9 protein-coding genes are annotated in these 12,180 nt (G+C 39.8%); all 9 read left to right on the forward strand.

All coding sequences use genetic code 11. The annotated features are described in order from the left end of the window. On the forward strand, positions 1 to 3,220 hold a 3,220-nt coding region (locus BM146_RS11135), incomplete at its 5' end, for a condensation domain-containing protein (RefSeq protein ID WP_143087471.1). Positions 3,221 to 3,234: 14 nt separating this feature from the next. After that, entirely contained in the window at positions 3,235 to 4,374 is a 1,140-nt protein-coding gene (locus BM146_RS11140) for an aldo/keto reductase (protein ID WP_242949387.1), read from the forward strand. An 18-nt stretch (positions 4,375 to 4,392) separates the two neighbouring features. Next, entirely contained in the window at positions 4,393 to 4,545 is a 153-nt protein-coding gene (locus tag BM146_RS19490; RefSeq protein ID WP_177201642.1) for a hypothetical protein, read from the forward strand. A gap of 261 nt (positions 4,546 to 4,806) precedes the next feature. After that, positions 4,807 to 6,306: an ABC transporter substrate-binding protein gene (locus BM146_RS11145; protein WP_074888705.1), complete on the forward strand. Its 1,500-nt coding sequence runs from the start codon at positions 4,807 to 4,809 to the stop codon at positions 6,304 to 6,306. Positions 6,307 to 6,395: 89 nt separating this feature from the next. Further along, positions 6,396 to 7,319 (forward strand): ABC transporter permease, encoded by a 924-nt coding sequence (locus BM146_RS11150; RefSeq protein WP_074888708.1) that lies wholly within the window; start codon positions 6,396 to 6,398, stop codon positions 7,317 to 7,319. Positions 7,320 to 7,333: 14 nt separating this feature from the next. Beyond that, positions 7,334 to 8,218, forward strand: coding sequence for a carbohydrate ABC transporter permease (locus BM146_RS11155; RefSeq protein ID WP_074888712.1), 885 nt, complete (start codon positions 7,334 to 7,336; stop codon positions 8,216 to 8,218). Positions 8,219 to 8,233: 15 nt separating this feature from the next. Next, positions 8,234 to 9,583, forward strand: coding sequence for a carboxylesterase/lipase family protein (locus BM146_RS11160; protein WP_083413506.1), 1,350 nt, complete (start codon positions 8,234 to 8,236; stop codon positions 9,581 to 9,583). Positions 9,584 to 9,608: 25 nt separating this feature from the next. Continuing rightward, the gene (locus BM146_RS11165; protein WP_074888715.1) at positions 9,609 to 10,370 is read left to right on the forward strand and encodes a response regulator transcription factor; all 762 of its coding nucleotides are present in this window, start codon (positions 9,609 to 9,611) and stop codon (positions 10,368 to 10,370) included. A gap of 50 nt (positions 10,371 to 10,420) precedes the next feature. Then, positions 10,421 to 12,139, forward strand: coding sequence for a sensor histidine kinase (locus BM146_RS11170; RefSeq protein WP_074888718.1), 1,719 nt, complete (start codon positions 10,421 to 10,423; stop codon positions 12,137 to 12,139). The last annotated feature ends 41 nt before the right edge of the window (positions 12,140 to 12,180 follow it).

Genomic DNA, 12,180 nt, shown 5'->3' on the forward strand with positions numbered 1-12,180 from the left:
CAATGAAATTGACATTGATGCTCTCAAGGCACATCTTTCATCTCAGCTTACTGCTTATATGGTTCCACAGGCTTTTGTACAGCTGGAGGAGATGCCCCTTACTGCAAATGGCAAGATTGATAAGAAAGCCCTGCCTGATCCTGGAAAGGAAGAGGAAAAGGTTGTGCTTCCTGAGACTGAGTGCCAGAAGGCTATTCTAGAGATTATAAAGAAGATAATAGGTGAAGTTCCTGTTGGAATCACTACAGATCTTTTTGCTGCAGGTCTTTCATCTCTTGGATGTATAAGACTATGCACAATGCTGGCAGGGGAGTTTGGCAAGAATGTGACCATCGCCGAACTGTTTGAAACCAAAACAGTTATTGACATAGAAAAGCTTCTGGAGACTAAGGAAGAGGGTGAAGAGTTTGAACTAAGAAAAGAATATCCTCTTTCTATGACTCAGATGGGAATATTTGTTGAGAGCATCCATTACAAAGATTCTACTATCTATAATATACCGATCCTTTATGAGCTTTCTCCGGAAATAGATATGAACAGGCTCCGTCTGGCAATAGAAAAGACATTGAAAGCTCACCCATATCTGTCTATGACTCTTATGGTGAATGAAGAAGGAGAAGTATTTGCTGTAAGAAGTGATGAAATAAAGGTGGAAATTTCTGAGGGGACTGTTTTGCCTTCTGATGAGGAACTGGTCAGACCATTTGATCTGACTTTGGGAGAGCCTCTTTGCAGAATCGGGTTGTTTGCTTCCAATGAGGGTAAATACCTTTTCATTGATACCCATCACATTATAAGTGACGGTGAATCTTTAAGTATTCTTATGGAAGACATCAACAGGGCATATTTGGGCGAAAATGTTGAAGCAGAGCAGTATACAGGATATGAGGCAGCTGTTGTTGAGAAGAAGAGAAGAAATTCTGACAAATTTGAAAAAGCAAAAGAGTGGCATGATAGAATTTTTGGCAACTGCAAAAAAGTTACTCTTCCTCCAACAGAAAAAGCAACTGCAACAGATGATGATGGAAACTTCGTTTTGACAGGAAGGATTTCGGCAAATGATATCAGAGCGTTCTGCGAGAAGAACCGTTTGGGTCTAAATGCGTTCTTTACCATGGCTATGGGACTTTCGCTGAAAGTATGTACTGGTTCTGAGAATGCAGTATTTGCCTCAATTTATAATGGCCGAAATGACAGCAGGCTAAACCGTAGTATCGGAATGTTTGTAAAGACCATTCCGGTATCAATAAGTCCTTCACCTCAGATGGATATATCTCATGCAGTAGGTGAATGCCAGAAGATGTTGTTAAATGCCATGTCCTGCGATATATTCAGTTTTGCTGAGGTATGCAGCACCTATGGACTTAGTTCTGATGTGCTTTTCGCATATCAGGGAGACCAGACAGATGATGCTATCCTTATTGGAGGAAAAGAGGCCAAAGAGAAGGAACTCGGACTAGGAGCTTTCAAAGCAAAGTCGCCATTTGGACTTGATATAAATCTTAAGGATGATAAGGTGGTCTATGAATTTGAGTATGATACAGAGATGTATGGCAAGACCACGATGGAGCGCTTTTATAAGCTGATGGAAGAGGTAATCCAAGGACTATTAACCTGCAGAACAGTTGAAGATGTGCTTTCTCTTAGCGAAGTAAAAGAATTCCGGGCAGAACAAGAATTAGTTGAGAAAAAAGATATTCCGGATACCGTTAAAGATTCTCAGGGGCCAAAAGAAACTGCAGTAGCATTTGAAGGATCGAAGCAACTGGAGGCGCTGACAGAACAGATTCTGGAGATATTCAGAAAGACATTGAAAAAAGATGATTTCCATTTGGATGATAATTTCTTTGAATATGGTGGAACGTCTCTTTTGGCGGCCAAGGTAATGATGGCCATAATGGTCAAAGATTATCCTGTAGTTTATCAGGATATATTTAATAAACCAACACCAAGACAGCTTTCTGAGCATCTTTTCTTAAAGATTAAGGATCAGTGGAATGAAGAAACTGTTCAAAATCAAATAGATCAGACTAATGAGGAAAGTGTAACGGTGAATGAGTATGCAAAAGCCCTTTCCCACAACTTGCCGCAGTATTTGGATAATATAAAAACCGAGGGGCTTGGGACAGTTCTTTTGACTGGTGCTACGGGCTTTTTGGGAATTCATGTGCTTAGACAGCTCATTGATTCCGGAACTATGAAAGTCTACTGTCTGCTTCGTGGTGGTAAAATTGGAGCAATGAGACGACTTAGAGAAAGTTTCTTCTACTACTTCGATGACCTGGACGAGGATTACTTTGGAAACAGGATAGTTGCAATTGAAGGAGATATCACGGATGCACAGAGCATCAAGAAACTTGAAGAATACGACATTAATACACTTATAAACTGTGCCGCTTCAGTCAAACACTTTGCAGATCTGGAGTTTCTTAAGAATGTCAATGTATACGGAGTAGCTAACCTTGTTGATTTGTGCCTTAAAAAGGATATTCGTCTGGTGCATATATCTACGGTTTCAGTATGTGGCGAAAGGGATGTCGGTTCTAATGGAGAGACGACGCTTAGAGAGAATGCCCTTGATATCGGACAGCAGGTAGAATCAAATGGTTACGTATATTCGAAGTATCTGGCTGAAAAGCTCATTCTTGATGCTATAGAGGAGAAGGGACTTAATGCAAAGATAATCCGAATGGGTAATCTCATGAGCAGATATGAAGATGGTGAGTTCCAGATCAACTTTAACACTAATAATTTTATGAATACATTAAAGTCTTACGTGGTTCTTGGGTGCTTCCCTGTGCAGGACATGGACGAAGAGGATGAATTCTCACCTATTGATGAAGTGGCCAGAGCTACAGTACTGCTGGCAGGAACCAATAGTGAGTTTACTGTTTTTCATGCCTATAACTCCCATACTATAGAAATGGGAGACCTAGTACAGGCGCTTAATGATAATGACCTGAAAGTGGATGTGGTAGACGAAAAAGAGTTTAATGAAAGGCTGAATAGAGCTCTTATGGATGAGCGTATCAACCGTTTTGTTTCACCGCTTGTAAACTATAAAACCGATAATGATGAGAATATTATCGAAAATGATGTAGATAATAAGTTTACGGTGAAGGCACTTTACAGACTGGGATTCCATTGGCATATTACCGATAATGAATATATCGAAAATGCAATTGCAATGCTAAAAACATTAGGATTTTTTGATATCTGAGAGGAGAAAAATCAATGATGGATTTTAAGCCAAAGAAGAAGCTTGGATTTGGGCTAATGCGAATGCCTTTGCTGAATCCTTCAGATGAAGCATCTGTGGATGTAGAGCAGGTTTGCAAAATGGTGGATATGTTTTTGGAAAGAGGCTTTACCTATTTTGACACTGCCTGGATGTACCATGATTTTAATAGTGAAAATGTGGTAAAGGCTGCTTTAGTGGATAGATATCCAAGGAACAACTTTACCCTTGCCACCAAATTACATGGCGAGTATATAAAGACCAAAGAGGACAGAAATAGGATTTTTAATGAGCAGCTCAGAAAGACTGGAGCAAGTTTTTTTGACTATTACCTTATCCATGGAATAGATGAAGAACTACTGGAAATATATGAAAAGTTGGATTGTTTTAACTGGCTTCTTGAAAAAAAGAGGGCTGGACTTGTAAAGCATGCTGGATTCTCTTTTCATGATACTCCTGAGCTATTAGATGAGATTCTGACAAAACATCCCGAGATGGAGTTTGTACAGTTAATGATCAATTACCTGGATTGGAATAGTGAGTGGGTTCAGTCACGGGCGTGTTATGAGGTAGCTGTGAAACATGGAAAACCTGTAACTGTAATGGAACCGGTAAGGGGAGGAACCCTTGCTAATCTACCGCAGGATATAGAAATGCTCTTTAAGGAAAAAGATCCTGCGATGTCAATTCCAAGCTGGGCGATACGATTTGTTGCAAGTCTGGACAATGTAATGGTTGTCCTTTCCGGAATGAGCAGTATAGCGCAGATGGAGGATAATACCTCTTACATGGAGAATTTTAAAGCTCTTTCAGAGGATGAAAAGAAGTTGTGTTTAAAAGCCGGAGAAAAGCTAATAAGTAAGCTTGCCATTCCCTGTACCGGTTGTTCCTACTGCACTTCGGGTTGCCCTATGAAAATTTCAATTCCGAAATATTTCAAGATGTACAACGAAAACACCTTTGATGATCTTGAAGAAAAGGAATGGTCAGTGAAATATGAAGACTATCCGCAACTTTTAGAGAATGGAGGAGGAAAGGTAGCAGATTGCATAGCCTGTGGTCAGTGTGAGGGTGTTTGTCCTCAGCATATAACTATCATTGAAAATCTAAAAATGATAGCAAGACATATTGAGTAGTAACAGAGATAACGTTTTTTGCAACTTCTTACTTGGGGACTTGGTCACTGGTATTCAAAAAGCTCATTAGGAATGGGCATCTATACAGCAATCGGTGGATTTGTTTTTGGAAGCGCATACCTTCTTATAAGAAGAAATATAAAAACAGCCACAGTAGAGAAAAAGATTTAGAAGAAAACTATTTAGAGCTTCACTACGATGAGACAGATGATGAGACTGCCGCGGTACTTGAGAGGCTGCGTCCAGCCTTGAAGTATATAGAAAGCACAGTAGATGGTAAAAAACTCACCTTAAACCAGAATATAACAGATATCGTAGTCAAATGATAAAAATATAATCAGGTTCTCAAAGTATAAATTATGGTTTTCAAATTGATATAAATGAAGAGGTCGTTTGGATAGAATTAGTCTATCAACAGGAGGGAGAAAGGAAATGAAAAAGAAAGCTTTATCACTAATTCTAACAACGGCAATGGCAGCATCACTCCTTACAGGCTGCGGCTCTACTTCAACAAAAGATACCTCGGAATCTTCATCTTCCGAGACTAAAGAGACTTCTGCAGAGGAATCCAAGGAAGTTGAAAAAATTAAAATCTTTGTTCCTACCGGTGGAAAGGCTGATGATATCGAAGAGGTCATGGCGGCTGTGAATGAGATTACGGTTCCGGAAATCGGTGTCGAAGTTGAATTTAAGGCCTATGAGTTTGGACAGTGGTTCCAGCAATACTCATTGTTTCTTAGCGGAACCGAGGATGTTGATATTCTGGCCAACTATGGCGGATATCTTAATGCAGTTTCACAGGGGGCTGCTTATGACATGACAGACCTGATTCAGGAATACGGTCAGGACATAATCGAAAGAGAAGGCGAGTACCTTAAAAGCGGTGAAATCGACGGACGCCAATATGCCGTTCCGATTTATGCAGGTTATTCCTGGACAATGGGCATGATTTACAGGAAGGACATTGTTGATGAACTTGGACTAACCGAGGCAGCTGAAAAGGCAACAAAGCTTGAGGACTGGGAGCCAATCCTTGCTGCAGTTAAGGAAGCATACCCCGATATGACACCTTATGTCCTTAACAATGGAACTACAGCACCTAACTTTAAATATGGTACCTGGGATGACCTTGGAAATTTCTATGGCGTTCTTATGGATCCTACAAGTGACAAAGAAGTTACAAATGTGTTTGAGTCTGATCAGTATGCTCATCTGTGTAGTGTAATGCATGACTGGTACAATAAAGGCTACTGTGACAAAGACATCCAGACTCAGACTGATTCCTTTACAGTTTTGACAAAAAATGATGCAGCATTCTGCACTCTTGGACAAGCAGATTTCAATACAGCATTTTACCAGTCTACGACATGTAACAAACCCATGGGAGTAACTTTGTTTGGTGATCAGGTAGCTAGAACTTACAACAATGTATGCTATACCATCATGTCTAACACAGAGCATCCTGAGGCTGCTATGAAGTTTTTGAATCTCTGGATGTCAAACAAGGATGTGGGCACACTTATAAGCTATGGTATAGAAGGCAAACATTATGTTCTTGATGAAAATGGAATGGGCAAGTATCCTGACGGCGTAGATGCAGGATCATCAACTTACCACCTTGGCTCAAACATTTCCAACATCAACAGAATTCTTTGGGAGACAGAAAATCCTGATTACCCTGAGCTTCTTGTTGAACACAATTCTAATGATAAGAAGTCGATTGCGCTTGGATTCTCTTTCGATACTGCGAATGTAACAAATGAGATTACTCAGCTTGATAATGTATGCAGTAAGTATCAGGCCGGACTTGAGACCGGTACTCTTGATCCTGAGCAGTATCTGCCTGAATTTATAAGTGCACTAAAGGATGCCGGACTTGATAAGGTTATTGCAGAAAAGCAGGCACAGCTTGATGCGTTTCTTGCACAGTAATGATCTGGTAGAGAATTAATACATATAAAAGACACGGTGCCAAGGTGAAAAATTCCTTTACACTGTGTCTTTTTTAGAGAGGAAATAAAATGTCTAAATCAAATGCTTTCGTAAAACTGAAAAAATTTCTGCCTTTTTATGTGATGGCACTTCCGGGAATAATATATTTTTTCATTAACAGTTATATACCCATGGGAGGACTTATCCTTGCTTTTGAAAAATATACGGTAAAAGGAGGGATTTTCGGAAGTCAGAAGGTAGGACTGTCAAACTTCAAATTTTTGTTTTCCAGCGCAGATGCGTGGCTGATGACTAGAAATACAATTGTTTACAACCTGATATTTATTATACTTGGAACGGTGGTTTCAATAGTAGTTGCATATCTTCTTCATGAGTTAAAAGGGAATCTTCCAAGAAAACTCTATCAGACAACAATTCTTTTCCCCAGTTTATTATCAATAATTATTGTTTCTTACTTAGTCAACGCAGTTCTTGCAGGAGATACCGGATTTATTAATAACAATATTCTTATCCCCATGGGGCTAGAGCCAATCTCATTTTACAGTGAGTCAAAGTATTGGCCTTTTATACTTGTGTTTGTTCATTTGTGGCAGATGACAGGTACAAACTGCATATTATATCTGGCAAATATGTCCGCAATCGATCCTGGACTCTACGAGGCGGCAAGCCTTGACGGAGCCAGCAGATGGCACACTTTTATTCATATAACCATACCGTGTCTTATTCCTACTATTATCACACTGACTATACTTGCAGTAGGTAAAATATTCAATTCTGATTTCGGTCTCTTTTATCAGGTTCCTATGAACAGCGGAGCCCTCATCAATGTTACACAGACCATTGATACTTATGTTTACAGAGGACTTATGAATACGGCCAATATGGGAATGAGCGCCGCTGCTTGTTTCTACCAGTCTGTAGTGGGATTCATTCTGGTGATGATCACAAATCACCTGGTGAAAAAAATCAGCAAAGAGAATGCAATGTTTTAAGGGAGAGAATAAAAATGGTAAAGAATGATAAAGGATTTCAGATCCTTGCCCATGTAGTACTTATATTAATGGCTGTTTTGGTAATTTTTCCGATTCTGCTCTTATTCATGGCATCAATCTCTGCTGAATCGGATATTATAAAATACGGATATTCACTGGTTCCAAAACACATCGATCTAACTTCATATAAGTTTATCTTTTCTGAAGGAAGCGTGTATCATGCATATCTGATTACGATTGTTGTAACTCTTTTTGGCACTGTAGCCGGTGTTATTGTCACAACCATGATTTCGTATACTTTGACGGTTCCGGGACTGCCCGGTAAACAGCTTCTTAGCTTTTATGTGCTGTTTACGATGCTTTTTTCAGGGGGACTTGTACCAAGCTATATGAGCTGGTGTAACCTTTTTCATATTAAGAATACGCTCTGGGCATTGGTATTCCCATTTATTTTTGTCAGTGCATTTCACATCATGATAACAAGGACATATTTCAAAAACAATATTCCACAGGAGATTCTGGAGAGTGCGAGAATGGATGGTCTGTCAGAGTTTGGAATCTTTTTTAGGATGGTGTTGCCGTTAAGTAAGCCTATTATCGCAACAATTGGCTTTATGAAAGCGCTTATGTACTGGAATGACTGGAAGAACAGTCTCTATTTTGTGACAGACAAGCAGTTTGTCAGCATTCAGGCACTTCTTAACAACATGCTCACCAATGTCCAATATCTTTCACAGTCAATGGATGCTTCACTTGGTGCGACTGACATGGTAAACATACCGACATTGGGAATACGTATGGCGATTGCTGTAGTTGGAATGCTGCCCATGGTTGCGCTATATCCATTCTTCCAGAAGTACTATATGGAAGGACTTACAGTAGGCGCTGTTAAGGGATGATGATTGGAGAGTATAATGGTAGTTGAGACAAAATATGGAAAAATAGAAGGCTTTACCGAAAACAGACTTGTTGTATTTAACGGGGTTCCCTATGCACAGCCTCCCATTGGAGAAAAAAGGTTTAAGAAACCATTTCCACTTAAAGCCTGGAGTGGGATTTATAAGGCGGATAAGTTTTCGGCACATGCCATGCAGGGACCAAAACGCGGCGGATTTTATGATAAAGAATTCTATTCAGATCCAAGGTTCGATACACCGGAGAGTGAGGATTGTCTGTATCTGAATATTCGAATTCCTGAGGGCAGATGTAGGAAGGGAGAAAATCTTCCTGTTGCTGTTTACGTTCACGGCGGGGCTTTTTTAGGCGGCGCAGGATCAAACCTTCCTTTTATATGTGATAAGATCTGTGAAAGAGGCGTTATAGCAGTAACGTTGAATTATCGCCTTGGTGCTTTGGGTTTTTTAAGTCATCCTTTGATAGCATCGGAGGGTGAAAATGAAGCAGGTGGCAATTTCGGGCTTTGGGATCAACTTGAAGCATTTAAGTGGATTAATGAAAATATCTCCGATTTCGGAGGGGATCCTGACAATATCACGGCATTTGGACAGTCTGCCGGAGCCATGAGCCTGCAGGCACTGGCCCATACTACAAAGATGCAGGGGCTGTGTAACAGGATGATTCTTCAAAGCGGCGGTGGATACAAAAATCCGCTGGGAGAACTTAGAACACTTGATAAGGCTAAGGAGATAGGTGAATTTTTCTTTGAAGAGCTTGGAATTGACACGAAAAGATGTCTAAGTGATGAAACATACAAAGAAAATGCGCTCAAACAATTGTATACTATCAGTGAAGAACAACTTATGCAGAAGGTTGGCAATGTAATTGGTCGCAGTTTTCAGGAAAAAAAAGGAATGCCATTTGTTCCTGTGATAGATGGTGAACTTTTAAAGGATAGCCTGGATGAGCTTACTCGTGAAGGGAAATACTTAAAGATTCCTTATATTCTTGGGTGTAATGGCGACGATATGACAACGGAGGGAATTGAAATAAAGTGTCCCGAAACTAACCCAATGCATGCAGCTGACATTGAATTTGCCAAAAGAGCAGGTGGATACGTTTATTATTTTGACAGAAAGCTTCCGGGAGATGATGCAGGTTCTTTTCATTCTGCAGAACTTTGGTATGTTTTTGGAAGTCTTAAGTACTGTTGGCGCCCTTTTGAAAAGAGAGATTACGAACTTTCCGATAAGATGATCACTTACTGGACGAATTTTATGAAAACCGGAAATCCTAATATTCCTGATAATAGAGAGGAGTTTTGGGAAGAGTGTGGCGACAGCGGAAGGTTCATCACTTTGGAATAATATATTAATAACGATTGGATACATTATGAGAAAGTTCAGTTTTCTGTTGACAGATGATGAAGAGATGGCTCTTCTGGGCCTTGAAGAAGGCGTTGATTGGGAAAAACTTAATGCTGATAAAATATTCAAATGTCACAGTAAGGACACTGCCATAAGAATGCTCAAGACATATGATATTGATATTATCATCACGGATATTGAGATGCCGGGAGGCAGCGGTATAGAGCTGATAAGGTGGCTTCATGAAAATAAACCGGATGTTAAATCGGTTTTCTATACAGGTCATGCTGAGTTTACTTATGCCCAGGAAGCATTGAGACTGGGCGTTGAAGACTACCTTCTTAAGCCAATTCCGTATGATGAGCTTGAAAATATAATTATGAAAATAGAGAATAAGATCCTTATCGAAAACAAGCAGGTGGATTTCTCTGAGCTTGCTGAAGACAGCTTGAAGGAATCTCCCGAAAGAATTGTTGATCAGGTAAAAAAACTGATTGCTGATAATCTTTCCGTAGGAAATCTACAGCGGGATGAGCTTGCTGCCATGGTTCATGTAAGCTCGGGATATTTGGGAAGAATATTCAAGAAGGAAACCGGCTTTGCTATCAGTGATTATATAGTAAAGAAGCGTATATATGTAGCTAAGCAGCTTTTGGCAAAGACATCACTTTCAATCACGGATGTTTCCAGCAGGGTAGGTTTTACCTATTCATCATATTTCACCAAAACATTCAAAGAGCACACAGGTATGACACCTCAGGAATTCAGACAGAACAAGAGGTTATAGATAGGATTACGAAGTAACCGTGCCAATACATTTTGATCCGGGAGGTATAAGTGAAGAAAACAGCACTGCAAAAATGGCTGAGAAGATATTGGGTACTGACGGCACTTTTTTTTGTTGTGCTTTTTTTGTTCCTGCATATAACTCTTGTACGGAGTGTTACAACAAGGACTGAAAAAAACATAAGAAAAAGCATAGCAGTATCTGCCGAAGGTATTGAAAAATCGCTACAGATGGTAGACGGCTTTGTAAATGAGGGCCTATATAGCAATACAACACAACAGGCTTCTCATCTATACTATGAGCTTAGAAGTGAATCCAATCCCGTATCACTGATGAGTGCCAGAACTTCTGTACTGTCATCCCTTCAAAGTATAGTCACATGGTCTCCCATGATCGATTACATCATGCTTTATACCGACAGGCTGGATGATTATAAATGGTTGGAAGTTGGAAGCGGAGAAAGCGTTCTGGTCAGGGACAGGATTATGTCACGATGGTCCAAGGACCTTGAAAAAGGAGAAGACAAAAGTATACGAAGATACATGATATGGCCGGATGAAGAAGGCAACCAAATGCTCCGGATTCTGAAGGTCAGTGGAAGTTATCTGATTGTGGGAGTATCAAGAAAAGAAATCATATCAACTTTACAAGCTGCATCCTTTGACGATGAAAGTATAGTTTTTGCTGCTGATAAAGGTGGGCGACTAATCTTTTCTTCCTCTCCTATAGAATGTGTTGTTGATCCCGAAAATGAAGGGACCTATATAACAGTAAACGGGAGCAAGTACCTGCAGACGGGCTATCTTTCTGACCAGAGCGGATACTATTTTGGAACTCTGACAAATAGATCTTCAATATTGAAGGATACACTTTCCTTTGACATAATCTATGCTTTTGTATCTCTTATTATTATTATCCTGATACCCATATCAATGCTACTTATCAGAAGAAATATTGAAAATCCCATAGAGATGATTGCTGATACCATGAACGAGATTTCTGAAGGCGATCTTGAGGCTCAGGTGGACAGCGAATTTAAGATAAAAGAACTGGATATCCTGGTAAAGTCATTTAACCATATGATCAACAGGATAGGTGCATTAAAGATTGAGAAATATGAGATGGAGCTTGAAGCTCAAAAAGCCACCATGCAATATCTTCAGCAGCAGACAAAACCTCACTTTTATGCCAATGTCCTGAATATAATCTATTCCCTCGCGGAACGGAAGGACTTTGAGACAATCCAGAGGATGTCAAAAGCAATTGTGAACTATTCAAGGTATATGTTCAAGGACACAAGGGAATTGGTTGAGCTAGAAAAAGAACTTGAGCATTTAAGTTACTATATGGAGATTCAGGAAATAAGATATATGAAACAGATAGATGTCGCTGTTGATATACCTGAGAATCTCAGGAGTTGTCTTGTTCCACCTTTTATTATTCTTACATTTGTGGAAAATAGTGTAAAATACGCATTCTCTACGCAAAAGAACTGCAGGATTTCTGTAGCTGCTTTTGCGGATGACAAAAAAGAGTATCTGACTCTCAGGATAAAGGACAATGGGGCAGGATATCCCGAAAGAATCCTTGCATGTTCTTTTGATGAACTTTCTGAGGATGGACATGTGGGGCTCAACAATATAAATCAGCGGCTGAAACTCATCTTTGATGACAAGGCATCTGTTGAAATGAAAAATGAAGATGGAGCTGTTACGATTATCAGAATCCCATGTATTGTGATAGAGGATAGCTTTGAAGAAGATTTTTAATGATAACGCGGATTGGGAGAACTGCGACGGAGGATGAACAT

Origin of the sequence: Butyrivibrio proteoclasticus, assembly GCF_900115735.1 — a bacterium.
GTDB lineage: Bacteria > Bacillota > Clostridia > Lachnospirales > Lachnospiraceae > Butyrivibrio > Butyrivibrio proteoclasticus_B.

What these genes read in the sequence shown, in the direction of transcription:
- BM146_RS11150 (WP_074888708.1), top strand. Translation starts at nt 6,396, where the DNA reads ATGTCTAAATCAAATGCTTTCGTAAAACTGAAAAAATTTCTGCCTTTT.
- BM146_RS11160 (WP_083413506.1), top strand. Translation starts at nt 8,234, where the DNA reads ATGGTAGTTGAGACAAAATATGGAAAAATAGAAGGCTTTACCGAAAAC.
- BM146_RS11145 (WP_074888705.1), top strand. Translation starts at nt 4,807, where the DNA reads ATGAAAAAGAAAGCTTTATCACTAATTCTAACAACGGCAATGGCAGCA.
- BM146_RS11165 (WP_074888715.1), top strand. Translation starts at nt 9,609, where the DNA reads ATGAGAAAGTTCAGTTTTCTGTTGACAGATGATGAAGAGATGGCTCTT.
- BM146_RS11140 (WP_242949387.1), top strand. Translation starts at nt 3,235, where the DNA reads ATGATGGATTTTAAGCCAAAGAAGAAGCTTGGATTTGGGCTAATGCGA.
- BM146_RS11155 (WP_074888712.1), top strand. Translation starts at nt 7,334, where the DNA reads ATGGTAAAGAATGATAAAGGATTTCAGATCCTTGCCCATGTAGTACTT.